Source organism: Demetria terragena DSM 11295, from assembly GCF_000376825.1.
Lineage (GTDB): Bacteria > Actinomycetota > Actinomycetes > Actinomycetales > Dermatophilaceae > Demetria > Demetria terragena.
This window is the reverse complement of the sequence record NZ_AQXW01000003.1, coordinates 136650-161728: the sequence shown is the minus strand read 5'-3', so window position 1 is coordinate 161728 and position 25079 is coordinate 136650. Positions and strand designations below refer to the sequence as shown.

Sequence of the window (25079 nt, the reverse complement as noted above, 5' to 3'; positions counted from 1 at the left end):
CAGACACCGGTGCTCAGGCGGTCGGGTTCAGGTTCCCGTCCCCAGCTCGTTCCGGTGCTCAGCGCTCGTCACCGCGTCCACCTAGAGTGGGACAGTGCGGTCTAATCCCTCGACTCCGGAAACACGAATCCCAGCGTGCTCGATCCGGCTCCTCGGGGTTCAACTGGACGCGGCTGAGGCAGCCACCAGCGAGGCCGTGGCGTACGCCATCGAGCGTCTCGCCGACGCGCTGGTGACCTGGCATGACGCCATCGTCAGCGGGGAGCCCGATCATGCCGGTCGCGCACAACGGCCCGACCCGGGTCCGTCCCTCTCTGGATCGCCCCCACGTGAACTGGACCTTGGAGCGCTCGAGCAGATCGCGGTGGCAACTCAGGTCAGCGCACGCGAAGTGGACTGGGTTGCCAGGGATGTCGCTCGGCACGCGGATGCGGTGGCCGATGGGAGCCTCGGCGGAGCCCGAACGGTGAGTGATGCCGAACGCCTGGGCGCGCGGGGCGCGGATATCGCGCAGGACCTTCACGCGCTCGCCGCGGCTGTGGCACAGGTCGGCGTGGCCGCCACCGCCGAGCGACGCCAGCCCGTACCCGACGCCCACCGTGCCGCACGCGTGATCGGGCGGGCCGAGCAAGCCCTCCGTCGTACAGCCGATGGTGTTGGTCACCCGCGACGGAACACCATTTACTAGATTGCCCTCATGAAGATCAGTGAGACCTGGAGTTATGACGCACCCGCTAACCAGGTGTGGGACATGCTCATTGACCCGGCGTTCCAAGAGCGAAAGTGCGCCGCATCGGGCGCCCTGTCCTATGACACCTCGATTGATGGTGGCGCCGAGAAGGCCACCATCGAAGTCAGTCGCGAGATGCCAACCGACGACCTGCCCAGTCAGGTCAAGCGCTTCTTGAGCGGCGGGCTGACCGTCGTGGAAACCCAAGCATGGGAGGAAGCCGACGCCAACGGATCTCGGCGGGGAACCATCACAGTGCTGATCAAGGGCACCCCCGCAGCAATGCGAGGCTCGTTGACACTGACCGCTGACGGTGAAACCACACATGTCGCGATCGACGCGGATCTCAAGGCCGGCATCCCCCTCGTCGGTGGTCAGATCGAGAAGGCTGCAGCCCCAGCGATTGTTTCGGGAATTCGCGTCGAGGCGCGCGAGGGCCAGGCCTACCTGACGGAATAGTTCTCGAACAACGCGCCACCGGCGTGGCTCAGGACTCCGTCAATCGCTCGTCTCAGCGCATCGGGATCTGACGCGCTGCACTCCAAGCCTGAGATGAGTTCGGACGCAAGGCCGTCTGCCGCGATGCGGTCCCGCTCACGGAGACTGCGCAGAAGACCCTTCCCGGTGCCCTGCCAGCAGCGATCCACGTCGAGGAGAAGTCGGGCGCCTGCATCCCACAGTGCCGCAGAGATGACCGCACGCTCGGCGGCAGACTCAGCGCCGACAAGATCAGCGCGCAGGTCGGTCACGGCATAGCGCGCAGCGTCAATCGCGTTTTGCGGCAAGGGATCTGGGCCTCGTTCAAGTTCTGCGGTACATTCTTCGACGAGATTCGCGGCAATCTGCGGAACCGGAATCAGGGGCACACCCTGGGCGAGCATCCGGACCGTCGAGCAGCACGACCACATCAAGGTCGGACGTCGAGGTGGCCTCCCCCGTGACCACACTGCCCGTCAGCCAGCCACACACCGGCTCACGGAACCGCTCGCCCATGAGCACTTTCGCGAAGTCGAGCGCGTCGCGTTGCGCTAGGGGGAACCGACTCATCAGGCGAATAGCCTTCTCACATCCGCGAGTTCGGTGATGTCGTACCAGCTGAGGTCGATATCTTGCCCTGAATCCGGAACGACCCCAGGGTCGCCCACATGAAAACTCACCACCCGGTCCAGGGCGACCGGCCCGGCTGCCACTCGCGCGGGAGTCGCGGCGGTGCTCGGGTCGACGGGGGTGGTGACATCGGCGGCCGCGATCAGGACTCGCTGGCCTGCCAGCGTTGCTGCTGCGGCTTCTTGAATCGCTTCGTGCTCCAACCCCTCCTGATCCTCGTGTGGGTAGGCAGCACGCAGCGCGGGTGTGACAGCCGTCGCCGCGACCTCAGACAACTGTCCGTCGACGGCAAGCACCTCCAACTGCGGCGGTGTGAGGGCGACATAGATCCTGGTCACCGTGCTCATCTACAACTCCTCGTCCTCGGCAAGTTCGGCGAGCGCATCGCTGAGGCACTGTGCCAAAACGTCCAGGTCAGGCATGGCAGACCGGTCAGCATTGAGTCCAAAATAGACGCCGCCGTCGTACGACGTCAGGCCGATGCTGAGCGCCCGTGACTTGCTCAGCGGAATCACCGGGAAGCTCGCGACCATTCGCGCGTCGCCGACATAAAGCGGCTGCTGCGGCCCAGGCACGTTAGTCACGACGAGATTGAACATGCGCCGCGACATGGCACTACCAACCCGGGCACCCAGGAGATGCAAGGTCGGCGGCGCGAACCCGGCGATCTCGCGCAGTGAACTGGCGGTGACGACTCCCCCAGCCGAGCTCTCCATCTGCTGATGCATGGCGTACGCCACCTGGTGCAGACGCATGGTGGGGCGTGGCTCGCCGACGGGCAGGTCAATCACCAGACCAGCGACCTGCTCGTCGGGGTCCTCGTGGGTCAGCGTGCTCACCGGAACCATCGCGCGTACAGACTCTGCCCCTGACACGGCCTCACCACGATTCAGCAGCCAGTTGCGCAGACCACCGGCAATCACCGCGAGCATCACATCGTGCACGCTGACATCGAGGCCACCTCGTGATGAGTTCACGCGGGTGCGGATCGCTTGGTAGTCCTTCAGCGAGGTGCTCAGCATGAGGACCCGACGATGCGGGCCGATCTCGACATTAAGCGGGCTACTCGGCGCGGGTCGCGCGGCCGTCCGCGCGACCGTATTGAGCGCTAGTACACCGACCTTCTTGACCGCACCAGCGACCCTACGGACGTCCTGAGAACCCGACCGGAGGCTGTCGACCACTTGGGTCGGTTGCCGGACCGCATCCAGGGCCGCGCCCGCCATCAACTCGACGCCCGATGGCTCCCGATCAGCACTCCACGTGTGGGGTACGGGGTCACCCCGATCAGCCGCAGCGTCGACGATGACCTGAGCCAGATCAATAGCGTGCACTCCGTCCACCAAGATCTGGTGCGACTTGGTGATGATCGCGAACTGACCGTCCGCCAGGCCCTCCACGAGATAGAGCTCCCACAGTGGCCGGTGCCGGTCCAGCGGACGCGCCAAAGTCCGGGCCGCGAACTCCTCCAACTGGGTCGTGGTGCCCGGACGCGGCAGCGCAGAACGCCGCACGTGGTAACTGAGGTCGAACTCCGCGTCGTCCACCCACACCGGATTCGCCAGGCCTCCAGGCACACTGCGCACCCGCTGCCGGTAGCGCGGGACGTAGGCGATCCGGCTGGTCACGAGTGCCAGCAATCGCTCGAGGTTGAAGTCACTCTCCCCGGGCGCAAAGATCATGACCGAGCCCACGTGCATCGGTGTTCCGGAGTCCTCGAGGTAGAGGGTGGCGGCATCTTGCGCACTCAGTCGATCGGTCACCGGGTCATCCTGCCACTCGCTACCCGCTCGAGGTTCGAGACACGAGACGACGTCCAATTCCACGCCGACGAAGGACGACGTCGACCCCGGCGACTGCGCCCGCCAGCTCGGCAAGCACGCGACGCACCTCCGAGCCGGGTGCCGCTTCGGCGAGTGATTGTCCGGCCAGCATCGCGCCATCGAGAGTAGGTCGATCGTCAGGCACGATGACCGGCTCAGCCACCCCAGCGAAGCGCTCTAGGGTTTCACTCACCCGGCGCTCCGGGTGTGTCCCGACGGCTGAGGCTCGGACCCGGTTAACCACGACCCGGCCCGCCGCAGTGATGCGAGACAACTCATCAAGCCCCCTGACCAAGCGCTGCAGGCCGACCGGGTCGCCAGAACCCACGGCGATGACCTCATCGGCGTCACGCAGCGCGATGGTCGTCGTGACATTGCGGCGCGGTGCACGAGTGTCGTAGGACAGCTCTTCGTCCTCCTCAAGGCAGAACCCGGTATCGATCACCACAAGGTCGACCAGGAGTCGGGCCACCGTGAGCACCTCAGCAAAGGAATCTTCACGGACCTCACTCCACCGGTCGGCCCGCGGAAGGCCCGTCAGGACCCGTACGCCGTTCGTCGCCTCCGGTGCTACCGCGGCCAGTCTTGGCACGTCGAGATCGCCGGTCTCAGCAAGGCGGGTCGCTGCTGCGAGACCGGGTGCTTCGTCCAGCAGTGCCATCGCCTGTGCCACCGACGCGCCGTACGTGTCGCCGTCAATCAGCAAGACGGATTTGCCCAGCCGCGCGACTTCGCACGCCACGTTGATGGCCACGGTGGTGCGTCCGGGCGACCCAGTGGGGCCCCATACAGCCACGATGCGCCCGGTGCCTGCAGACTCCCCATCGTCATCGTTGTCGGCGGCACCGTCCCCCGGATCAGTGGCCTGCGCGCCGAGAATCTCGCGGGCGATCGCGGTATCCACATCGGAGGCGTCGCGATCCTCGGACGATGTCGAGTCAGGATCGAGTTCGTGCTGAGGTTCGGCGAGACTCATCGCCAAGCTCGTCCACTCCTCAGGAGAGGCAGCGGCCGAGATCACCCGATCGATGCCCAGCTGTCGCAGCCTGCGCTGAGCTTCTTCGTCGCCCGGGGCGAAGACCCCCACGACGCGCACGCCATCGCCAGCCAGAGCTCCGACGACGCGGCGTTCTAGTCCCGGAAAGTCAGCCGACACCACCGCTGCCTGCGCGACATGGGAGGCTGCGCTCGCCAGCAGGTCGGGGATGTCCGCGCAGCGGCGGGCCAAGCGCAGCTCCCGGGTGGCCTCGACCCGGGTGGCGACACCGGCTTCCAGCGCAGGCGTCACCGCGGTGAGCAGCGCCGTCACTGGCTGCTCCGCATCGGCGAGTCAGCGGTGGCAACCAAGGTGATCTTCGACTCTGAGTTGACGGCGCCAATGACTTCGTCGACCAGGTCGTCCGGGACCAGAACCTGGACGGCGACAGCCTGGCTGCTGGCGACGCTCAAGCCACCGGTGTTTGTGGTGGGGACACGCAACACGTAGGCGCGGGGCACGACACGTCCGGGCTTAGCAAACTCGGCCGCGCCGGTGGTCTCGCGACGTTCGCTTACCCAGAGGTCGACCGTCGATCCGCGCACCAGTGTCGCGGCAAAGGACGGCTCGACGTCGACGGAGACTGCTTTGAGGCCGACCGTGGAGGGCTTTCCGATGGTGGACGCGGGTAGCAACTCCCCTTTTCGTACTTCACGCACCACCCGGCCGGATGGCAACGGCTTATCGGCCATGAGATAGCCCTCGGAACCGTCACCGATTCGCGCCTTGACCGTCGTCACGTCGTCGTTGGTCAGCTCCTGGCCCGGCACCAATCCTGAGGCGGCTTGGTAGACCTCGACGCTGCTGTCGAGACGATCGGCGAGCATCACTCCGCCGAGCGTTGATGCGGCGATGAGGACAACGCCAATCACCAGGCGACTGTCTTTCCACGACGGCTTCTGCAGCCGCTGCGCCTTCCGGGCTGGCAGCCCCGCCTCGTCACGCTTCTTCCTACGGTCCCCCATCGGGTCCTTCTTCCTGTCGTCCGCGCCACCACCCCGGCACTTCACGTGCTCCAGATGCCTCGTCGGAGATCCTGGAAAAGTCCGGGCGCTCTGACTGTAGATAACTTCGTGCCGTCCGGATGGGAGTTATCCACAACAAACCTGCGAGGACTCATCCACAGGTCGCGCAGCACCCGAGCCAGCGCATGAGCCAGAATAGGAGACGTCAGCCGACCCTGAGTGCCTCGAAGGAGACCGACGTGCCCCGCTTCGTCCCCATCGCCGACGTGGCCGAGACGCTTAATATCTCCTCCCGGCAGGCCTATGCCCTGGTGAAGAGCGGGGAGCTACCTGCGATCAAGGTGCTAGGCGGTTGGCGGATCGAGACGGACGAACTGGAGAACTACATCCAGCGTCAGTACGCCCAGACCAAGTCTGAGATCGAGCAGGACAGCCTGTAGTCCCTAGCGGCGCCGCACGGCCGCTAGGGACGAAAACACCACGAGTCGCCGTCCCGTCACCGCCTCCGAGCGACGCGGCAGATCGGCTGGGTGCTCAGCGACCTCCAGATAGTCCGCACCCACCACGTCGATCGTCCCGGACGTTTGTCCGCCGGCTAGATCGAAGACCTCCACCGCGGCGCGGTCACGGCTGATCGCCCGCAGTGCCACACCCACACCGAAGCGGCGACCAAAACCCTGCTCCGCATCGACCAGACGCGTCGCTCCGGACACCGTCAACACCGCTGAGGTCGGGATCAGTGTTGCCCCCAGCCCGCGCTCGTCCGCGAGCAGAAGCCAATCTTTTCCGAGGTCATCCAGCCGTCCCCGCGTCGTGCCCACAGGGGTGGTCACCGACAACTCGGCCCCGATCGAGCCAGCGACGCGGTCGGCCCAGCGAATTTCCGCTCGCTCACGACGGGTGCGATCGGACACCTCAACGTCTTGCTCACGCTGCTGCGCATGGCGGAGCTGAGCCTCAAGGTCTGCAAATAGGTCTTGCCAACGCACCCACCAAATCCTACCCGACCGCATCCTGATGACCATCATTCGACGTATTTAGGTATAAATCGACATAGATCGACATTGTTGTGGCATAGTCGTCATATGGCACAGCAGATCGACCTCACACAGGCCTCCCTCGGGCACCGTTGCCGGGCCGCCGCTCTGGGCGCACTCATCGTGCTCGGCTTGGGCACCGTCGCCACCCTGACCACCGTGGCCTTGCTGACGGAGCGCCGCGAACTGGCGGCCCAGCCACGGCTTGCGGTCGACGATGCGGTCCCCCTCGTCGCGCTGATCGTGTTACTGACCGCGGTGTGCTGGTTGGCGATTGTCACGGTGGCTAGTTGTTGGGGGCTGATCGCACCGTCCCCGAAGACGCCGTTCACAGAAGCCCCTCAGGTGGGATCACCTTTCGCGGTACGCATCGCCGCACTGCTGCTGACCGCCACGGCTTTGACCGCCATGTCCAGCACGCACAGCACGGCGACCGCCGCCCCCGCGTCGATCAGCGTCCAGGCCAGCGATGGTCACGGGGCGCCGGTCCCCGACTTTGCGCCCGCCACTCCCGATGCGACCGCGACCGCCCCGGTATGCAGCGTCCCAGAGCCGGGCTGGACCTCGTCAGGGCCGGGCCTACAGGCGCGGTCCTCGACCGACCAAGTCGGACTCTTGGGGCGCTGCGCACCGAAGCGCGCGGGCGATGAAGTAGTGGTCCTTCGAGGCGACTCGCTCTGGTCCATCGTCGAGCGTGACCTCGGTCCCGACGCCAGCGCACGGGTCATTGCGGAGACCTGGCCGCGCTGGTACGCCGCCAACCGGGACGCCATCGGCCCCGACCCCGAACTGATCCTGCCCGGAACAACGTTGCACCGACCCACTCAGGAGGTTCTGCGATGACCACACTGACCGATAGCAGCAAGATGTCGATCCGGCCTCGTCCCGATGTGGAGCCGCCGGCTTTGTCCCACGAGGCGGTCCGAGCGCGCTACGCGAAAGCCCACCGGGGCGGTCTTCGCTTGAGCCATCAGGCGACCTACGTCCAGGGCAGTTTGGCGATGGACTTCCGCACCGCCGAATACGACCCGCACTTCGGCCCGCAAGCCACCCCGCGCGCCAACCTGCCCGAACCGCGCCAGTGGGCCACGCAACTGGTGGCGATGCTGGTGGAATGTGCGCACGGGGCTCGCTCGCCCAAGCAACTCCTGCGGTGGATGACTCCGGAGTGCCAGCAACTGGTGGCTCAGCGACACCTCACATCAGTGCGTCGCGGGGGTGCACTGCATCCCACCGCGATCAGGCGGGTCCGCGTCTGCGAGCCCACCGATGGCGTGGCCGAAGTGAGTGCCGTTGTGCTCCTCGAAGGACGCCCATGCGCGATCGCGATGCGCCTCAACGGTGCTGATGGGCGATGGCTGACGACCGTCCTCGTCATTGGCTGACGGGGACGGCCGCAGTCCGAGGCAACCTCAGTTACGCCCGGCCTTTGCCTTCTTCTTGGACTTCGACTTCGAACCACCGGTGCCCTTGGCCCCGGCCTTCTCCTGCTTGGTCTTGGCCCGGCGCTGCGAGCGCGAGAGGGAGGCGTCTTCGTCCACGACGTTGCCCTCGTCGTCGACGTCGCGCTGGGCGATGCTGCCATCCTCGGTCGGCGCGGACAGATGCATCGTGCTCTTGGGCGCAGGCAGCGACGCCTCGACCTCTTCGGGGTCGATCTCGACGTGGAAGAGGTGGCGTACTGAATCTTCCTTGATGGCGTCGTTCATCGCCTCAAAGAGCTGGTAACCCTCGCGCTGGTACTCCACGAGCGGGTCACGCTGAGCCATCTGCCGCAGCTGGATTCCCTCCTTGAGGTAATCCATCTCGTAGAGGTGCTCGCGCCACTTGCGATCCAGCACCGAGAGCACAACGCGTCGCTCGACCTCGCGCATAACCCGGCCACCGAACTGCTCAACCCGAGCGTCGTACGCGTGCTGGGCATCCGAACGCAGTTCCTCCAGAAGCATGTCCTGCGTCAGGCCAGCGCGGCCGCCCACCTCGGAGTCGAGCTGATCGAGGGTGATCGAGACAGGGTAAAGATCCTGCAGAGCCTTCCACAGGGTGTCCAGGTCCCAGTCGTCGGCGAAGCCCTCGGCCGTGGCTCCCTCGACATAGGCATCAATGGTGTCGTTGATGAAGTAGCGGACCTGGTCCTCGAGGTTCTCGCCCTCCAGGACCCGCTTGCGCTCGCCGTAGATGGTTTCGCGCTGGCGGTTAAGCACGTCGTCGTACTTCAGGACGTTCTTACGAATCTCGAAGTTGCGCGACTCGACCTGGCCCTGGGCGCTCTGGATCGAGCGGGTGACCATCTTGGACTCAATCGGAACTTCTTCTTCGAGCTTGGCGGACTGCATGAAGCGGTCGACCAGGTTAGCGTTGAACATGCGCATGAGGTCGTCTTCGAGGGAGAGGTAAAACCTGCTCTTGCCGGGGTCTCCCTGACGACCGGAGCGTCCGCGCAACTGGTTGTCGATGCGCCGGGACTCGTGCCGCTCAGTGCCCAGAACGTAGAGCCCGCCGAGTTCAACGATCTCCTCGTGCGCGGATTTCACCTGCTTCTTTGCCTTGGCAAGCGCCTCATCCCACTGCGCTTCGTATTCCTCGGGGGTCTCCTGCGGGTCGAGGCCCTTGGCCTTGAGGGTGGCGACGGCCGTGAACTCCGGGTTGCCGCCCAGCATGATGTCAGTGCCTCGACCGGCCATATTGGTCGACACCGTCACCGCACCCTTGCGGCCCGCCTGCGCCACGATCGTGGCTTCCTGCTCGTGGTACTTCGCGTTGAGGACCTCGTGGGGAATTCCCTTGCGCTTCAACATATCTGAGAGATATTCGCTCTTGGCCACGGAGGTGGTACCGATCAGCACGGGCTGACCCTCTTTGTGGGCTTCGGCGATGTCTTCTACGACGGCGGAGAACTTGCCCTTCTCCGTGCGGTAGACGAGGTCGCGCTGGTCCTTGCGGACCATCGGCTTGTTCGTCGGAATGGTCACGACGCCAAGCTTGTAGATGGAGTAGAGCTCGGCCGCCTCCGTCTGGGCGGTACCCGTCATTCCGGAGAGCTTGTCGTACATCCGGAAGTAGTTCTGCAGGGTCACGGTGGCCAGCGTTTGGTTCTCGTTCTGGATCTCGACGCCCTCTTTGGCCTCGATCGCCTGGTGCATGCCCTCGTTGTAGCGACGCCCGGCCAACATACGACCGGTGTGCTCGTCGACGATGAGGATCTCGCCATCGATGGAGACGTAGTCCTTGTCGCGCTTGAAGAGCTCTTTGGCCTTGATCGCGTTGTTGACGTATCCGATCAGGGGCGTGTTCTCGGCCTCGTAGAGGTTTTCGATGCCGAGGATGTCCTCGATTTTCTCGATCCCGCTCTCTAGCAGACCGACCGTCTTCTTCTTCTCGTCCACCTCGTAGTCGCCGCTGCCCTGCACGACCTTGCCGTCAGTGTCCTTCTTGGCGCGCTTCAGGCGATCCACAATCTTGGAGAACTCGACGTACCACTTGGTCGCCTCGTCGGCCGGACCGCTAATGATCAGCGGCGTCCGAGCCTCATCAATCAGGATCGAGTCGACCTCGTCGACAACGGCGAAGTAGTGCTCGCGTTGGACCATCTCATCGGTCGACCACGCCATGTTGTCGCGCAGGTAGTCGAAGCCGAACTCGTTGTTGGTGCCGTAGGTGATGTCCTTGGCGTACTGCTCGCGACGCTGGTCGGGCGTCATGGACGACAGGATGACTCCGGTTTCGAGTCCGAGGACGCGGTGGATGCGGCCCATGAGCTCGGCCTGGTATTCGGCCAGGTAGTCATTGGTGGTGACGACGTGGACGCCCTTGCCCGCCAGCGCGTTGAGATAACTCGGCAGTGTTGCCACCAGGGTCTTGCCCTCACCGGTGCGCATCTCGGCCACATTGCCCATGTGCAGGGCAGCGCCACCCATCAACTGCACGTCGAACGGACGGAGTCCGACGGTGCGCTTGGCTGCCTCGCGAACGGCGGCAAAGGCCTCGGGCATCAGGTCGTCGAGGGTTTCGCCGTCCTTGAGACGCTTCTTAAAGGCGGAGGTTTCGTTCTTCAACTCGGTGTCGGTGAGCTTCTCGAAGTCCTCCTCAAGCAGATTCACCTGTGCGGCGATGCCTTCGAGGCGCTTGAGCAAACGTCCTTCACCGGCACGGAGGGCCTTCTCGACGAACTTCGGCACGCTACTGGCTCCTGAGAAATATCACCGCTCGGGTGAGAACGGATGGTCGAACTTCGGTACGCACGGCGGGCAGGCATCATCGATGTCGCCGCGCCAGGCCTACCCAGGTTAGACGGTCAACGTGTGGCGTACCTCATCAGTGCCGAACCCAATCTTGATTCTGCCGCCCGGTTGACCCTGAGTCGGCGTGTCGCGCTAGTTACGCGGGCGTGGCGCTAGCACGACACGCCGACTCAGCGGAGAAACGGGTGGAGCGCGCCCACTGAACCTGCTTGAGTTTCGCCATGGACTCACCCCCTGGCGGCACTGTCCCGACTCTCGTCGACGGTGAGGTACGCCTGCGCGCCCCGCTAGAGATCGACATACCGCGCATCGTCGAGCAATGCCGTGATCCGCGGACGCTCGCCATGACCTCCGGCGTGCCGGTGCCTTATGGCGAGGACGATGCCCGCACCTTCCTGGCGAACGGCCTGGACTGGGCCAGCGGCCAGGGCTGTCTCTGGTCGATTGACGTCGACGGCGACTTCGCGGGCACAGTCAATTGTTCCCGCCAGGACACAGCGGACGGCCCGGTCGGCGAGATTGGCTATGGCTTGCATCCCGACCTTCGCGGTCGTGGCATCGCGACCCGGGCGGTACGCCTCGTCGTCGACCACGCCTTCGACACGTGGGGTGTGCGATCGCTCAGATGGCGAGCCAACGCCCGTAACTTTGCCTCCCGCCGAGCGGCCTGGGCCAACGGCTTCGTCGTCGATGGTGTGCTGCCGGACGGCCACCCGAACAGCGACGGCACGCTGGACGACTGCCTGTTCGGTCACCTCCACCGGGGCGCACCCCGTGAGCCGGCGCACGCGTGGTGGGAGCCAGCCGTATTGGAGGGCAACGGGATTCGGCTGCGCCCATGGCGTGCAGATGATGCCATTCCAGAAGGTCCTGACGAGGCGTCCACGGCGTTCAGTGAGGGGATGCAACCCTCGCCAGGGGGATATGCGACCTGGTGGTCCTGGCGCCAAAACCGCATGGCGCACGGCGAAGGGGTCTTTTGGTGTGTTGTGGACTCCTCGACGGATGAACCGTTGGGGCACGTCCAGATCATCCGGCTCAACGTCGACTTCATCCACGGGTCTGGGCTGGTCGGCTACTGGGCATACCCGGCGGTGCGAGGACGCGGGGTCCTCGGCCGCGCACTCGAACTCCTCATCCCCCATGCCTTCGCGCCGCGCACCGACACCGCCGGACTGAGCGGTTTGGGCCTGCACCGGCTCCAGGCCGGCACCGACCTGGACAACCGGTCGTCCCAACGGGTACTGCGCCGCGCCGGCTTCCGGCAGGTGGCCGAGGAGCAGGAGGTGCTGGCGCGACCCGACGGCACCCATGCCGGCGCCTTGACCTTTGAACTGCTGGCGACCGACGATCGCGACGCCCAACGGGTGCACCCTGCTCCCGCGAAGGACGTCCTGACCGACCGTCTGCGGCTGCGACCCTGGCATCCGAGCGACCGACCAGAGGTCATGCCGGATGCACCAGCCCTGGCCTACATGAGCGCCAATGTCATGCCAACGCCGGACAACTGGCAGACCTGGCTAGCCCGCCGAGGACGCCTGCGCGACGCCGGGGTACACGACTTCTGCATCGCCAACCGGGACAGCGATCAACCGCTGGGGTCTATCGCGATTTTCGGGATCGACCGCAAGGTCGGCGATGGTGGCGTGGGCTACTGGCTCTATCCGGCGGCACGCGGCCACGGGATCCTCGACGAAGCACTCACCGCCATCGTGGCGCATGCCTTCACGCTAGAGGCCGATGGTGGTGCTGGTCTGGTCCGCCTCCATGCGGGGGCCGTCCTGGACAACTACGCCTCCCGCGGCGCCTTACTTCGGGCGGGTTTTCGGCTCATTGGCGAGGACCACCAGGCCTTTGTTTCGGCCGACGGTGTCTGCCGTGACGGAGTGTCGTACGAACTGTTGAGGCAGACGTGGGCCTCTCAGGCATCGGCCCTGGCCATCCCAGCGATCGAGGGCGAGCGCGTCCGCCTACGCCCCTGGCGGATGAGTGATGCACCACGGGTGGTCGAGGCGTGCGCAGATGCGACCACCCGCCACTGGTTGCCTCAACTACCGCGGGACTACGACGAGAACGTGGCGCGGGCCTACATCCACAGCACCCGCGAGGATGCCGCCGCCGGCCGCAGCGTCACCTGGTGCGTCGCGGATGTGACCACCGACCTAGCCGTCGGATCGTTGGAGGCCGCCGAGTTGCGCGGACCCCGACCGGACACCGCCGCGATCGGATATTGGGCCCACCCCGAGGCTCGTGGCCGTGGGGTGATCACGGAGGCGGTGAGCCTGGCGGTACGCCATGCGTTCGCGCCATCATCCGAGGGCGGCCTGGGCCGACAACGAGTCGTGTTGATTGCCGCCGACGGCAACCACGGATCGATGACCGTCGCCGAGCGCAGTGGCTTCCGGCACACGGGAACTGATCACGACGCTGAGGTACTTGGCGACGGCAGCCGGGTTTCGATGCACCGCTTCGAACTGCTCCGCACTGACCGTCCCTAACCGAGTTAGGTGCCCTTGACCGGGAAATTTCCCGGTCAAGGGCACCTAACGCAGTAAGGGACTCTGGGGGTTAGGCCGACTCCTCGTCACGCGAGCGCGCCGGGCTGTCGTCGACGTCGAGGTGGATAACGCCGTAGCTCCAGCCCCGGCGGCGGTAGATCACGGACGCCTTGTCGGTGTCGGCGTCGTGGTAGAGGTAAAAGTCGTGACCGACCAGTTCCATCTGGCTGAGGGCCTCATCGACCGACATGGGATGGGTGTGGTGGACCTTTTCGCGCAGGTGCACGGGGCAGTCTTCGTCGCCGCCAACCTTGGCGGCATCGGGACGAATCGCGCTCGGCTCCTCGACGTCGAGGTCGGTGGGGAGTCCGGCGGTGGCCTCGGCGACCGAGAGCGGACGTTGGCGTCCACGGTGGACGCGGCGCTTGTCATTTTTACGTCGCATGCGTTCCAACAGGCGGGCCATGGCCATATCGAGGGCCGCATAAGGCTCGTCGGCGCTGGCCTCGGCCCGGAACACTGTCCGGCGAGCGCGGCACGTGATCTCCACGCGCTCTGCGGCCTTGGACTGGCGGGGGTTGGACTCGTGGGAGATAACCACATCGCATCGACCGACTCGTGAGTCGAGTTGAGACACCTTGCTCAACTTGTCTTCGATGTGGCGACGGAACCGATCAGGAACCTCGGTGTGACGTCCAGTAATCGTGATCTCCATGGGCACCTCCAGGTGCTTCTCAACCAGTGACGATCTACTTGGGGGCTTGCCACACCCGGACGGTAGTCAACAGCGGATTTCACCGCCTCCCAGAGAGATTGGCTCCATGACAACACGTTAGTCCACGCGTTTGGCAACGTCTATGGATTGTTCATGTGATGTCTCTGTGATCCGTTCCTGACCGTCGCGGCGATCACAATGGCGCGCAGGTCTACTGCCCCAAGCCCGCGGACGACCCGTGCGGCTTCGGACAGTGTCGCCCCCGTCGTCAGGACGTCGTCAGCCAGTACGCACAGCCACCCGGTGAGGTCGGGCCTCCCCCGCGCACCCATGGCTCCGGTGAGGTTGACGATCCGCTCAGATGCGCTCAATCCGGCCTGGTCGACGACCCGGCGGCGTACTGCAAGGATCGGGTTGAGCTGCAGCCGCGGCTCGGGAGCAAGCGCGACCTTCAACACTTCCCGCCACGGATCGCGGCCACGCTCGCGCAGCGAGGCAGGCCGCGACGGGATGGGGATCACCAGCACACGACGGTTGACGATAGCGCTCGCCAGGACGGGGTCGTCCGCCACCGCGCCTGCCAAGGCGGCCCGCCATAAGCACGCCAGCTCCGTCGCCATGGCAACGCGTCCCTCGTCCTTATGGGCGACGATCACCTGGCGAACGGTCCCGGCATACTCGGTCAGCGCCCAGGCTCTCGGCATCATGTCTGGTGCAGGCGTTGGGCAGGTCGGCTTGGAGTCTCCTCGCGCGACCCGGCGCAGCGCGGCCCGGCACCCGGGGCACAGGTCTAGCCCCCGCATACCGCAGCCGGCACAGATGACGGGCGCCATGAGGTCTGCGACAACTCCGAGCACACCACTCAGGCCACCGCAGTAGGACGCGGGCGTCCAGGTGCGGGCGTCACGGTGTGGACGGACGCCTGCGGCTCTTAGGTCCTGTGGACGATCAGCCAGCGGGTGCAGCGATATCTTCGACGACACCGAGGCGATCCCACGAGCGCCCCAACCGGTGCACGATCGACGGGCGGTCAGTCACCACGAAGACCCTGTCTTGCGGAATCGAACTGCCCACAACTTGCGTCGCGCCAGCAATCGGTCCGAGCAACTCGGCCAGGCCGCCCAGCGGCACCACGAGGGGTTGCTCATCGGCCGTGGTGGCGGACTTTCCGATCACGGCCAACGTGTCAGGCGTCGTCCAGGTCACCGAAGTGGGTTCCTGCACAGACGGATTGGCTTCCACAGGTGTCGCGAGACTGCTGACGGCACCGCTCTCGTTCCTGACCACGCCCGACAACAGCACACTGCTTCGTCCCGTGCGGTTCTCGACCACCAAGGCCACTCGATGCCCGCCGGGCGATACCGAGATCGACAGCACGCGGCGCGAGCCCAACCACGGTGCCGCAACACGCACCGGCTTTGCCTGACTCACTGAGGTACGCGTGTCGATCGTCCAGATTGCCGGCGCGCCCTCCTCCTTGGCGCGGTCCGCGGAGGCGTCCTTTGAGCCCTCAGGTGGGATGGTCGCCCGGCCTGCTACCCAAAGACTGCGCTGATCATCAAAGGACGGGCGGACCAACTGCGTCCCGAACGAGGGCAGATCGGTCAGCCGACCACCGATCCACCGACCCACTTGCTTCTTATCCCCCGAGATGGCGGCCACCTCCCGTCCATGAACGTCGACGGCAATGTCAGACCACCCACCGGAAAGCACGGGCAGACTGTCCAAGTCGGACCGTTGATCGTTGGGGCGGCCCCGGTCCGCGTTCTTGTTCACGGTGGTGAGCCATTGAAGGCGATTGCCCTCTCGGATCACCATCGGACCCTTCGGACCTGTCGGGCTGGCATACCCCAACTTCTGAACGGAGCGCTCGCCCCCGATTCCAGCCGTCTGCAGCGTTGACTTGCCGACCCGAATGTCGACGCGCGTCACGTCAGGGACCTGCCCGAGAGTTTCCAGCATCACCGCCCAGAGTGCCTTGCGATCTTCCGGACTCGCCTCGAGTGCCTCTCGGGACAGGGTGACTGTCGCGGTCTCGGTCCGACTGGAGACGGACACCGTTCTGGGCTGCAGCCGGGTGGAGGCTGGAACAGGGCGGCGTACGGTCTTGGACAACCAGGCTGGCGGTGGTCCGATGACCGCTCGCGCCAACGCCGTGGCCAGACCACTCTCGGGGTACCACCGACGATCTGGGACGAGTGCAGTGGCCGGCGCCAACCCTCGGCGGGCCGCGAAGTAGACACTGTGTGGCGCGTAGTTTCGGCGGAAATCCGCGACGCCCAACCAAATGCCGAGGTCTCCCGGCACTGAGGTGACTCGCCACTCACCATCAATCTGCTTCAGTTCCAGATCCAGCCGGCGCCGCTGCAGGTTAGGGAATTCGGTGAGATGACCGGTCGCATCAACTTCACCGACCGCCGTCGCGCTGACCACGATCCTGGACCCCGCGGCACGACGAGTATCGAGGTTGCTGCTGTCTAGTAGCAGGATGCGCTGGTCGGGATCCCAGTCCTTCTTCGCGCTGCCGCCGAGGAACTCTCGAGCGGTGCTGAACCCTTCCGCTGCGCCGATGTGCGCTCGCAGGAAACCCTCGGCAACGGCCTCCATCGGTGTTCCTGGCTCCGGCGGCTCTGGCTGCTGCACGACACCGGGTCGACTGTCCTGGTTGTCGACCGCCCGCCCCGTCTGCGGAACGCCATCGGTTGGCAGACCGGAACAGCCGGAGAGCAGGAGAGCACCGACAAGCAGGAGCACCGCGGCGAGTAACCATGACCTCATCGCAGACGCACCTCTTCAGGGATCACGATCGGTCCGGTCTGGTCGCTGTCGTCAAGCAACCGGACTGGCGAACGACGGATGGGCTCACCCTCAGCCAACGGCAGCGTCAACCGGAAGCACGAGCCTTCACCGGGCTCCCCCCACGCTTGGAGCCACCCGGCGTGCAGACGCGCGTCTTCCAACGCGATCGACAGCCCGAGTCCGGTGCCTCCCGTGGTGCGGGCGCGGGCGGGGTCGGCGCGCCAGAACCGGGTAAAGACCTGAGCCATTTCCGTGGGTGACATACCGACGCCGTGGTCCCGAACCGCCACTGCCACAGCGCTTTCCCCGGCACGCACCGTGACCTTGATCGGCTTTCCCTCGCTGTGCTCGATGGCGTTGGTGACCAGGTTGCGCACGATGCGCTCGACTCGGCGTACGTCCATCTCCGCGATGCAGACCGTCGGGGCATCAACCGTCACTCGGGTTCCCAAACGCTCGGCAAGCGGCGAGTAGGCGTCGACGACCTGGCGAACCAGATCGCTCAGGTCGGTACTGGTGCGGTCGAGGTTGGCCGCGCCAGCATCGAATCGGCTGATCTCCAACAGGTCGGCCAGCAGCGACTCGAAACGATCGAGCTCTTTGTTCAGCAGCTCGGCTGAGCGTGCCGTGGGCGCGGGGAAATCCTCTCGGCTGGTATAAAGCAGGTCCGCGGCCATCCGAATCGTGGTGAGCGGGGTGCGTAGTTCGTGGGAGACGTCGCTGGTAAACCGCTGCTGCACCACCGACAGCTCCTCCAACTGACGGATCTGCTTCTGCAGATTTCCCGCCATCGTGTTGAACGAGTTCGCCAGTCGTGCCAGGTCATCCTCCCCGGCGACGTGCATCCGCTCGTTGAGCGCTCCGGCCGAGAGCCGTTCGGCGACGTGGCGCGCTTGGCGTACGGGCGTCACCACCATGCGGGTCACCATGTAGGCCAGGCCCGCCAGAATGACCACGAGCGCGAACCCACCAAAAACGAAGGACTGCCGAATGATCGAGATCGTCTCGACTTCTTGCGCCATCGGATAGATCAGATAGAGGTCGTAGGCGCCCGCGTTGGGTACCTCAAGGCGCGAGCCCACCAGGACCGCCGGCACCCAGGATCCATCGCGCCCCGGCACCTCGATGTATGTGGTCTGTTGGTGTTCCGGGTCTCTCGCCAAAGCACGCCGAAGGTCGTTGGGGATCACCTCCGTGGCCATCCCCCGGGACCCAGTGGGAGGTACGGCTTGGGTGGGGTTGTCGATCGCCCGCTGCAGGATTGCGCCTCGCGAGAGGTCATCGACTGAGGACAGGTCCGACACAATGTCTTTCGAGGTCTGCTGCAAGGTGCTGGTGTCGGTTTTGTCCACCTGCGAGAACGAGTCCTGAGCGTCCGCGCGACGAACCGAAGCATCCACCGTCGCCGACTCAACTTTGGCCGACACCAACCCGTCGGAGATGCGCTCGTACATGAAGGCGCCGAGCGCGAACGTGACCACCATTCCGAGTAAGGCGGTGATGGTCATGACCCGCAGGTGCAAGGAGCGTCGCCAGGGCCGCAGTAGCGTCGACATGGCGCTGCGCAACGAGCGGCCAGCACGCACCCGTGACGACCGGGCCCGTTCAGTGCCCGTCGGCTCCGGGCGGGCCAAGGGCTCGGTCTGGGCCGTGACCATCGACTAGCTCGGACCTGCTTTATATCCGACGCCGCGGACGGTCAGGACAACCTCGGGGTGCTCGGGATCGATCTCTACCTTGGAGCGCAGCCGCTGTACGTGCACGTTGACCAGACGTGTATCACCGGCGTGCCGGTATCCCCACACCTGCTCCAGTAGGACCTCGCGGGTGAAGACCTGCCAGGGCTTTCTGGCTAAGGCCACGAGCAGGTCAAACTCCAAGGGAGTCAACGAGATTTGCTTGCCATCGCGGGTGACACTGTGCCCAGCGACGTCGATGGAAAGGTCGGCGATCGTCAACCGCTCCGGGTCAGGCTCGTCCCCGCGGCGCAACCGAGCGCGTACGCGGGCCACGAGTTCTTGGGGTTTGAACGGCTTGCTGATGTAGTCGTCTGCGCCCGACTCCAGGCCGAGCACGACATCAACGGTGTCGGTGCGCGCGGTCAACATGATGATCGGGGTCACGGATTCCACGCGGATGCGCCGACACACCTCGACACCATCGATCCCGGGAAGCATCACATCGAGCAGCACCACATCGGGTTTGCTGTCCCGGAAAGCCTGAACGGCAGCGGCCCCATCGGCGCAGTTGGCGACCTCAAGGCCTTCGTTATGCAGGATGATGCCCAACATCTCCGACAATGCCGGGTCGTCATCAACGACGAGTACTCGACCCTTCACGCGACAGCCTCCCATCAGGCATCAGATCATTCGGCTCTCGGAGTATCTTCACACGGCGCGCAACATTCCATGCCCTCGACGCGCACACCGCGGCCCGGGACACTCGCTGCGGTGCGCGTGTCCCGGGCCGTGTGGTGAGTCGAGGTCAGGTCGACTCAGTAGCGATAGTGCTCGGGCTTGTACGGCCCGGCCACGTCAACGCCGAGGTACTCAGCCTGCTCCTTGGTCAGCTCGGTGAGTTCGACGCCAAGCGCAGCCAGGTGCAGCCGGGCGACCTTCTCGTCGAGGTGCTTGGGCAACACGTAGACCTGCTTGTCGTACTCGTCGGGCTTGGTGAACAGTTCGATCTGAGCGATCGTCTGGTTGGCGAACGAGTTCGACATCACGAAGCTGGGGTGACCCGTGGCGTTGCCGAGGTTCATCAGACGCCCCTCGGACAGCACGATGATGCTGTGGCCATCGGCGAATGTCCACTCGTGCACCTGTGGCTTGATTTCGACCTTCTCGATGCCCGAGAGCTTGGCCAGCCCGGCCATGTCGATCTCATTGTCGAAGTGACCGATGTTGGACACGATTGCCTTGTTCTTCATCTTCGACATGTGCTCGGCGGTGATGACGTCGAAGCAGCCGGTCGTCGTGACGAAGATATCGGCGATGCCGACAACATCGTCGAGTCGCGCGACCTGGAAGCCCTCCATTGCAGCCTGCAGCGCACAGATCGGGTCGACCTCGGTCACGATGACGCGAGCGCCCTGACCAGCGAGGGACTCCGCGCAGCCCTTGCCGACGTCGCCGTAGCCACAGACCACGGCAACCTTGCCGCCGATGAGGACGTCGGTGGCGCGGTTGAGTCCGTCCACCAGGCTGTGCCGGCAGCCGTACTTGTTGTCGAACTTGGACTTGGTGACCGAGTCGTTGACGTTAATGGCGGGGAACAACAGCTCGCCGGTCTTTGCCAGCTCATAAAGGCGGTGCACCCCAGTGGTGGTCTCCTCGGTGACGCCCTTGATGCCTTCAGAGATTCGGGTCCACTTCTGCGGGTCCTCAGCGAGGCTCTTGCGCACCAGGGCCTTGAAGACCTGGAACTCCTCGGAGTCCTCTTCAGTGGTCGGTGGCACCTGGCCAGCCTGCTCCCACTCACGGCCCTTGTGGACGAGCATGGTGGCGTCGCCACCGTCGTCCAGGATCATGTTGGGGCCTTCGCCATTCGGCCAGGTCAGGATCTGGTTGGTGCAGTCCCAGTACTCATCGAGGGTCTCGCCCTTCCAGGCGAATACCGGCGCACCCTTGGGGTCCTGAGCGGTGCCGTCCGGGCCGACGACTGCGGCCGCAGCAGCCTCGTCCTGAGTGGAGTAAATGTTGCAGGAGGCCCAGCGAACCTCCGCTCCCAGCGCGGTGAGCGTCTCGATCAGCACCGCGGTCTGAACGGTCATGTGCAGCGAGCCGGCGATCCTTGCGCCCTTCAGCGGCTGGCTCGCGGAAAACTCTTCACGGATTGACATCAGACCGGGCATTTCGTGCTCGGCGAGCCGCAACTGGTGGCGGCCAGCCTCGGCCAGGCTCAGATCGCGGACGTTGTAGTCGAACGACATATGGTCAAACTCCTTGCGCTTCGGTTGGCTCGGCGCGCCCCTCTGGGCCATCCGCGGGTTATCGCCCACGCCGGCCTTGTCAGGATAGCGCCGCCCACCACCGTTCGCGGCGCCCCGTGCCTGGTGTGTCAGTCGTCTTGAACCGGCAGGAACACCGACTGCTGGCGACGGCGCGGCGGCGCGATGGACTCCGGCCCGAAGATCTGGCGGCGCAGCGGCGCGGTCAGCACGCCCAGCGGGGCGGTCAGGACATAGAGGTAGGCCAGGATTAAGGCGGTCGTGGCTGGCGCGATGACCAACCCGATCAGCACAGCGACGAGCGAGAGCCCGGTGATGACTCGGGTTTGCGTGGTCTTCGGGGAGATCAGATCCCGGAAGGACCGGAAGCGGATCGTGCTCACCATCAAGAAGGCGGGCACCAGGCTGATCACGGCCGGGAGCAAGATGGCCGGGCCGGCCCGAAAGTCTGGACCAGTGATGTCTGGATCACTGAGCGCGAAGACCGTGGCGGCCACGACGGCGGCGGCGCCGGGACTCGGCAAACCCACGAAATAGCGCTTGTCTGCCGTCGGGTCGACGGTGAAGTTGAATCTCGCCAGCCGGAACGCCGCGCACGCCAACCAGACGAACGCGCCGAGCCAGGCGATCACAGGCCACTCGGGAAGAACCCAGGTGTAGACGATCAGAGCAGGTGCCACGCCGAATGAGATCAGGTCGGCTAGTGAGTCCATCTGGACGCCGAACGGCGAGGTCGCGCCCACGGCGCGGGCCACTGCACCGTCGGCGATGTCGAGGACGATCGCGCCGACGATCAACGCCGCTGCGGCAACGGGGTGCTCATTCATCGCCAGGAGCAGCGCCGAGAAGCCGCACGCCATGTTGCCCGTCGTCAACACGCTCGGGGCGGTGACCCGGCACTTTTCCCTGGTGCTCAGTTGGCGTAGCGAGACGACTTCCGCACCAGAGTGCGACTCCAGGCGCCAATGATCGAGGACCCGCTTGGTGGTCCGGCGTTCGTTTACTTCCATCGTGCGATCACCGACTCACCGGCAACCACCCGCGCGCCCTGGCCAACCGACAGTTCGACCTCTGGCGGAAGGAAGACATCCATTCGCGAACCGAACTTCATCAGACCAATGCGCTCGCCCGTTGCCAGCGTGTCGCCCGCCTCGATTCGGGTGACGACCCGTCGAGCCAGCAAACCGACGATCTGGCGAACGACGTACCGGCGCTGCTGGCCAGCCACGGAGCGCGACACCACGATGTCGGAGCGCTCATTTTCGAACGCGCTCTCATAGCGATAGGCGGCGTGCCAGTTGCCCGGGCGGTAGGACACTGACTCCACGACACCGGCATACGGCGCGCGGTTGATGTGAACGTTGAAGACCGACAGGAAGATGCTGACCTGCTGCCAGTCGACCTCAGGGTCGAGCCCTACGGCGACCTCGGGTTGCACCGGGCCGACATACATCACGCGCCCGTCGGCCGGTGCGCGTACCTCATCGACCGGGACCTCCGCGACATCCGCAGAGCGCTCCGGGTCTCGGAAGAACAACGCCAGGGCGGCCGGGAGCGCAAGCAGCGCGGTGGCGGTACGGCGTCGACCGGCCAACAGCGCGACGGCAGCAGGTGTCGCGCCAAGTGCCGCGGGCAGCGCGGCCTCCCGATCGATCGGGGGCAGGAAAGGCATGTGTGGTCTCCGGGTGCGGTCAGGTTCCGCAACCGTAGCGGCTTAGACCTCGTCATGCTCACAGGCGAGGCCTGGTGAGTAGTTACCTGGGCTGGTCGGAGGCGCCCGTTCGTGAGGGAGGATGCAGGCGTGTCTCCCTTCCGCTGGTTCTGGGCGGGCGAAGCCGTGTCCGGACTCGGAAGCTGGATCTCCTTTGTCATCCTCCAGGTGATCGTGGTGACGACCCTGCAGGCCGGATCAGTGGGGACCGGACTGCTCAGCGCCGCTCGCTGGCTGCCGTACTTGCTCTTCGGGCTCTTGATCGGCGCCCTCGTCGATCGGTACGCCCGGCGCCCGGTCATGATTGGATCTGACCTCGCCCGAGCAGGCCTGACCGTGCTGATACCCCTCGCGTGGTGGCTTGATGCGCTCTCCCTGCCCCTGGTGCTGGCGCTGGTCGCGCTGACCGCACTGGTGACCCTGGTCAACGATGCAGCGTCTCTTTCCTTCCTTCCGCGACTGGTCTCGCGGGAGCACCTTCAGCCTGCGCATTCACGACTCGACGGCACGAGCGCGGTCTCCGAAGTCGCTGGCCCCTCGCTGGCCGGTCTCATCGTGACGGTGGTCGCGGCCCCGATCGCTCTCATCGCCACCGCTGCCTCGGCCCTGTTCTCGGCAGCCGCAGTCGCCATGATCCGCGTGCCTGAGCCAGCACCGCCACCTGCGCAGGACCGCAACCTGCGGGCGGAGATCGCGGCTGGACTCCGCTGGGTCTATCGGGGCGGAGTGCTGTTCCACCTCGCGATCTGGACCCACGTGTGGTTCGCCGGTCAGGCGACGCTGGGCGCGGTCCTCGCGGTCTACCTGCTCGAATCACTCGGTTTGTCGCCGTTGACCTTCGCGCTCGTGACGGCGGGCGCGGGCGTCGGGGCGCTGCTGGGTGCACTCACCTCGCCCGCGCTCGGTCGCCGCTTTGGCAGTGGCCGTACGGTCATTGGCGTCCATCTGCTCAGCGCGGGTGGTGTGGCCGCCATGGTCTGCGCCCAGGCCTTCCCGCCCGCCGGGACACTCGCGCTCCTCGGGCTCGGACAGACCATGCATGGCTTTGCCATGGGTGCCAGCAACTCCCATGAGATGGCGTACCGACAGTTGCTTACCCCTGATGAGTTGCAGGCACGCACCAACACCACGATGCGTTCCATGAACCGGGCGGTCGTGGTGGTCGTCGCTCCGGTCGTGGGCGTGCTCGCCACACAGACTGGTGTCTCGGCGATGCTGGTTGTTGCGGCCGGGCTCTTTGCTGCTGCGGCGATCGGCTTGTGGCACAGCCCATTTCGTGAGGCCCGCCTTGGAGCCTTCACGGAAACGACCTGATCGTCGCACCACACACTGACGCCGGTCGCCCAGGATGGCGGGTTCTTCACTGGTTGGCGCGAAGTAGCGCACCACCCAGTGAACAATTCACCAACGAGGACGGAACTCCCGTGCGATGTCGGAGGTCAGCCAGCCGGGTGGTCACGCGGCGTGCGCCTCTGCGTCCTTGTCCTTCCGCGGAATCAGGTGCATCACGGCCACGACGATCCCTCCGACGATCAGGCCGATCACCGCCGAGCACAGGGTGTTGACGATCCATGCCAGGATGCCGCCGACACCTGCGATGCCGTGGACTCCCTCTTCAAGGTGGTGCACCAAGTCGTACAGCCCGTGCCAGCCCAAATCGTCGGTGCCCACCAGCAGGATGTGCCCACCGACCCAGATCATGGCGGCGACGCCGATGAGCGACAGCGCCGACAGCAGTTTGGGCATGAAGGCCACCAGCCCGTTGCCGAACTTCTGCTTGAACGATGCCCCGCCCTGCGCAAGGTGTAGGCCGATGTCGTCCATTTTCACGATGAGTCCGACTACGCCGTACACCAACACCGTGATGAAAAATGCCACCACAATCAAGATGATCGCGCGCATGACGAACGGCTCGTTGGCGACCTCGTTCAGCGAAATAACCATGATCTCTGCCGAGAGAATGAAGTCGGTACGGACCGCGTTGCTGACGATGGTCTTCTCGTCAACCTCTCCAGGGGCCTGCTCCTCCTTCGCGTGACCGGAGAAGTGTTCCCAGATCTTCTCGGCGCCCTCAAAGCACAGGTAGGTGCCGCCCAGCATCAGCAGCGGGGTCAGCGCCCAGGGCAGGAACTGACTGAGTAGCAACGCAGCCGGGAGGATGAACAGCAACTTGTTGCGCAGCGAACCGATGGCGATCTTCTTGATAATCGGCAGCTCACGCTCGGCAGCCAGGCCCTGGACGTAGCGCGGCGTCACCGCTGTGTCGTCCACGATCACACCAGCCGCCTTGGCGCTGGCCTTTCCTGTTGCGGCGCCGATGTCGTCGATGGATGCCGCAGCAGCCTTCGCGAGCACGGCAACATCATCGAACAGGGCGAACAAGCCGCTGGCCATCAGCAGTTCCTCATCTTCGGGTGGACGGGGTCAGGCAGGTGGAAGAATTCTCCCCCTGACCTCAAGCGTACCGA

Annotated in this window: 24 protein-coding genes and 1 pseudogene; 8 read left to right on the top strand and 17 right to left on the bottom strand. The window is 65.2% G+C overall.

Translation table 11 applies throughout. The features are described 5' to 3' along the window. Positions 1-94 precede the first annotated feature (94 nt). Positions 95-688, top strand: a complete 594-nt coding sequence (locus F562_RS0102655) for a hypothetical protein (protein WP_156822487.1) — start codon at positions 95-97, stop codon at positions 686-688. Between the two features lie 9 nt (positions 689-697). After that, positions 698-1189 carry a DUF2505 domain-containing protein gene (locus F562_RS0102650; protein ID WP_018155375.1) on the top strand — a complete coding sequence of 164 codons (492 nt, stop codon included), beginning with the start codon at positions 698-700 and terminating at the stop codon, positions 1187-1189. Here F562_RS0102650 and F562_RS0102645 read toward each other — a convergent pair. Genes F562_RS0102645 through F562_RS0102625 form a run of 6 tightly spaced genes read right to left on the bottom strand, consistent with a single transcriptional unit; the run spans position 1174 to position 5661 of the window. Further along, on the bottom strand, positions 1174-1596 hold the full coding sequence (locus F562_RS0102645) for a hypothetical protein (protein WP_169333353.1): 423 nt from the start codon (positions 1594-1596) through the stop codon (positions 1174-1176). The two genes, F562_RS0102650 and F562_RS0102645, sit on opposite strands and share 16 nt — an antisense overlap. Then, entirely contained in the window at positions 1532-1723 is a 192-nt protein-coding gene (locus F562_RS21350) for a nucleotidyltransferase domain-containing protein (RefSeq protein WP_425386846.1), read from the bottom strand. Before F562_RS21350 ends, F562_RS0102645 begins: the two co-directional genes overlap by 65 nt. A 53-nt stretch (positions 1724-1776) precedes the next feature. Beyond that, entirely contained in the window at positions 1777-2184 is a 408-nt protein-coding gene (locus F562_RS20020; RefSeq protein WP_018155373.1) for a DUF6912 family protein, read from the bottom strand. Next, positions 2185-3600: a WS/DGAT/MGAT family O-acyltransferase gene (locus F562_RS0102635; RefSeq protein WP_018155372.1), complete on the bottom strand. Its 1416-nt coding sequence runs from the start codon at positions 3598-3600 to the stop codon at positions 2185-2187. Positions 3601-3619: 19 nt separating this feature from the next. Beyond that, positions 3620-4969, bottom strand: a complete 1350-nt coding sequence (locus tag F562_RS17825) for a CpaE/TadZ family protein (RefSeq protein WP_018155371.1) — start codon at positions 4967-4969, stop codon at positions 3620-3622. Continuing rightward, positions 4966-5661 carry a CpaB family protein gene (locus tag F562_RS0102625; RefSeq protein ID WP_018155370.1) on the bottom strand — a complete coding sequence of 232 codons (696 nt, stop codon included), beginning with the start codon at positions 5659-5661 and terminating at the stop codon, positions 4966-4968. The genes F562_RS17825 and F562_RS0102625 overlap by 4 nt, the downstream gene beginning before the upstream one ends. Positions 5662-5846: 185 nt before the next feature. Between F562_RS0102625 and F562_RS0102620 the strand changes: the two genes are divergently transcribed. Beyond that, positions 5847-6101 (top strand): helix-turn-helix domain-containing protein, encoded by a 255-nt coding sequence (locus F562_RS0102620; RefSeq protein ID WP_018155369.1) that lies wholly within the window; start codon positions 5847-5849, stop codon positions 6099-6101. 3 nt (positions 6102-6104) lie between these two features. Here F562_RS0102620 and F562_RS0102615 read toward each other — a convergent pair whose 3' ends face one another. Beyond that, on the bottom strand, positions 6105-6650 hold the full coding sequence (locus tag F562_RS0102615) for a hypothetical protein (protein WP_026180947.1): 546 nt from the start codon (positions 6648-6650) through the stop codon (positions 6105-6107). 96 nt (positions 6651-6746) lie between these two features. Between F562_RS0102615 and F562_RS0102610 the strand changes: the two genes are divergently transcribed. Both F562_RS0102610 and F562_RS17820 read left to right on the top strand, forming a co-directional pair. Continuing rightward, positions 6747-7541, top strand: a complete 795-nt coding sequence (locus tag F562_RS0102610; RefSeq protein ID WP_018155367.1) for a LysM peptidoglycan-binding domain-containing protein — start codon at positions 6747-6749, stop codon at positions 7539-7541. Beyond that, the gene (locus tag F562_RS17820; protein ID WP_018155366.1) at positions 7538-8083 is read left to right on the top strand and encodes an Rv3235 family protein; all 546 of its coding nucleotides are present in this window, start codon (positions 7538-7540) and stop codon (positions 8081-8083) included. The genes F562_RS0102610 and F562_RS17820 overlap by 4 nt, the downstream gene beginning before the upstream one ends. A 272-nt stretch (positions 8084-8355) precedes the next feature. Here the strand turns inward: F562_RS17820 and secA are convergent. Further along, positions 8356-10876, bottom strand: a pseudogene (secA, locus tag F562_RS0102600) (preprotein translocase subunit SecA); the annotation flags it as partial. 284 nt (positions 10877-11160) lie between these two features. Here secA and F562_RS0102595 point away from each other — a divergent pair. Beyond that, complete coding sequence (locus F562_RS0102595; RefSeq protein ID WP_018155364.1) at positions 11161-13437, top strand: GNAT family N-acetyltransferase; 2277 nt, start codon at positions 11161-11163, stop codon at positions 13435-13437. A gap of 70 nt (positions 13438-13507) precedes the next feature. Here the strand turns inward: F562_RS0102595 and hpf are convergent, their stop codons facing one another. The 4 genes from hpf to mtrB form a co-directional block, all read right to left on the bottom strand. Beyond that, on the bottom strand, positions 13508-14152 hold the full coding sequence (gene hpf / locus F562_RS0102590) for a ribosome hibernation-promoting factor, HPF/YfiA family (RefSeq protein WP_018155363.1): 645 nt from the start codon (positions 14150-14152) through the stop codon (positions 13508-13510). A 140-nt stretch (positions 14153-14292) separates the two neighbouring features. Continuing rightward, a complete protein-coding gene (locus F562_RS17815; RefSeq protein WP_156822486.1) occupies positions 14293-15135 on the bottom strand; it encodes a ComF family protein in 843 nt (280 codons plus the stop codon). Continuing rightward, on the bottom strand, positions 15101-16930 hold the full coding sequence (locus F562_RS0102580; RefSeq protein WP_083915434.1) for an LpqB family beta-propeller domain-containing protein: 1830 nt from the start codon (positions 16928-16930) through the stop codon (positions 15101-15103). The genes F562_RS17815 and F562_RS0102580 overlap by 35 nt, the downstream gene beginning before the upstream one ends. Beyond that, a complete protein-coding gene (gene mtrB / locus F562_RS17810; RefSeq protein WP_245553603.1) occupies positions 16927-18459 on the bottom strand; it encodes an MtrAB system histidine kinase MtrB in 1533 nt (510 codons plus the stop codon). The genes F562_RS0102580 and mtrB overlap by 4 nt, the downstream gene beginning before the upstream one ends. On the opposite strand from mtrB, the gene F562_RS21125 reads away from it, so the two are divergent. Continuing rightward, positions 18458-18616: a hypothetical protein gene (locus tag F562_RS21125; RefSeq protein WP_245553602.1), complete on the top strand. Its 159-nt coding sequence runs from the start codon at positions 18458-18460 to the stop codon at positions 18614-18616. The genes mtrB and F562_RS21125 overlap by 2 nt on opposite strands. Here the strand turns inward: F562_RS21125 and mtrA are convergent. The 4 genes from mtrA to F562_RS0102555 all read right to left on the bottom strand — a co-directional run bounded on the left by mtrA (position 18613) and on the right by F562_RS0102555 (position 22572). Further along, positions 18613-19290 carry an MtrAB system response regulator MtrA gene (gene mtrA / locus F562_RS0102570; RefSeq protein WP_018155358.1) on the bottom strand — a complete coding sequence of 226 codons (678 nt, stop codon included), beginning with the start codon at positions 19288-19290 and terminating at the stop codon, positions 18613-18615. The two genes, F562_RS21125 and mtrA, sit on opposite strands and share 4 nt — an antisense overlap. A gap of 155 nt (positions 19291-19445) precedes the next feature. Beyond that, the gene (gene ahcY, locus F562_RS0102565) at positions 19446-20882 is read right to left on the bottom strand and encodes an adenosylhomocysteinase (protein WP_018155357.1); all 1437 of its coding nucleotides are present in this window, start codon (positions 20880-20882) and stop codon (positions 19446-19448) included. A 128-nt stretch (positions 20883-21010) separates the two neighbouring features. Next, on the bottom strand, positions 21011-21910 hold the full coding sequence (pssA, locus tag F562_RS17805; protein WP_018155356.1) for a CDP-diacylglycerol--serine O-phosphatidyltransferase: 900 nt from the start codon (positions 21908-21910) through the stop codon (positions 21011-21013). Further along, entirely contained in the window at positions 21901-22572 is a 672-nt protein-coding gene (locus tag F562_RS0102555; RefSeq protein ID WP_018155355.1) for a phosphatidylserine decarboxylase, read from the bottom strand. The genes pssA and F562_RS0102555 overlap by 10 nt, the downstream gene beginning before the upstream one ends. Positions 22573-22701: 129 nt before the next feature. Here F562_RS0102555 and F562_RS0102550 point away from each other — a divergent pair, with 129 nt between their 5' ends. Continuing rightward, positions 22702-23925, top strand: a complete 1224-nt coding sequence (locus F562_RS0102550) for an MFS transporter (RefSeq protein WP_018155354.1) — start codon at positions 22702-22704, stop codon at positions 23923-23925. 141 nt (positions 23926-24066) lie between these two features. Here F562_RS0102550 and F562_RS0102545 read toward each other — a convergent pair whose 3' ends face one another. Continuing rightward, the gene (locus tag F562_RS0102545; RefSeq protein WP_018155353.1) at positions 24067-25005 is read right to left on the bottom strand and encodes a DUF808 domain-containing protein; all 939 of its coding nucleotides are present in this window, start codon (positions 25003-25005) and stop codon (positions 24067-24069) included. Positions 25006-25079: the final 74 nt, after the last annotated feature.

Bases quoted from the DNA above. Each gene is read 5' to 3' on its own strand.
- F562_RS0102650 (WP_018155375.1), top strand. From the start codon at position 698: ATGAAGATCAGTGAGACCTGGAGTTATGACGCACCCGCTAACCAGGTG.
- F562_RS21350 (WP_425386846.1), bottom strand. From the start codon at position 1,723: ATGGGCGAGCGGTTCCGTGAGCCGGTGTGTGGCTGGCTGACGGGCAGT.
- F562_RS20020 (WP_018155373.1), bottom strand. From the start codon at position 2,184: ATGAGCACGGTGACCAGGATCTATGTCGCCCTCACACCGCCGCAGTTG.
- F562_RS0102625 (WP_018155370.1), bottom strand. From the start codon at position 5,661: ATGGGGGACCGTAGGAAGAAGCGTGACGAGGCGGGGCTGCCAGCCCGG.
- F562_RS0102620 (WP_018155369.1), top strand. From the start codon at position 5,847: ATGAGCCAGAATAGGAGACGTCAGCCGACCCTGAGTGCCTCGAAGGAG.
- F562_RS0102610 (WP_018155367.1), top strand. From the start codon at position 6,747: ATGGCACAGCAGATCGACCTCACACAGGCCTCCCTCGGGCACCGTTGC.
- F562_RS17820 (WP_018155366.1), top strand. From the start codon at position 7,538: ATGACCACACTGACCGATAGCAGCAAGATGTCGATCCGGCCTCGTCCC.
- F562_RS0102595 (WP_018155364.1), top strand. From the start codon at position 11,161: ATGGACTCACCCCCTGGCGGCACTGTCCCGACTCTCGTCGACGGTGAG.
- hpf (WP_018155363.1), bottom strand. From the start codon at position 14,152: ATGGAGATCACGATTACTGGACGTCACACCGAGGTTCCTGATCGGTTC.
- F562_RS0102580 (WP_083915434.1), bottom strand. From the start codon at position 16,930: ATGAGGTCATGGTTACTCGCCGCGGTGCTCCTGCTTGTCGGTGCTCTC.
- F562_RS21125 (WP_245553602.1), top strand. From the start codon at position 18,458: ATGACCCGCAGGTGCAAGGAGCGTCGCCAGGGCCGCAGTAGCGTCGAC.
- mtrB (WP_245553603.1), bottom strand. From the start codon at position 18,459: ATGACCATCACCGCCTTACTCGGAATGGTGGTCACGTTCGCGCTCGGC.
- ahcY (WP_018155357.1), bottom strand. From the start codon at position 20,882: ATGTCGTTCGACTACAACGTCCGCGATCTGAGCCTGGCCGAGGCTGGC.
- pssA (WP_018155356.1), bottom strand. From the start codon at position 21,910: ATGGAAGTAAACGAACGCCGGACCACCAAGCGGGTCCTCGATCATTGG.
- F562_RS0102555 (WP_018155355.1), bottom strand. From the start codon at position 22,572: ATGCCTTTCCTGCCCCCGATCGATCGGGAGGCCGCGCTGCCCGCGGCA.
- F562_RS0102545 (WP_018155353.1), bottom strand. From the start codon at position 25,005: ATGGCCAGCGGCTTGTTCGCCCTGTTCGATGATGTTGCCGTGCTCGCG.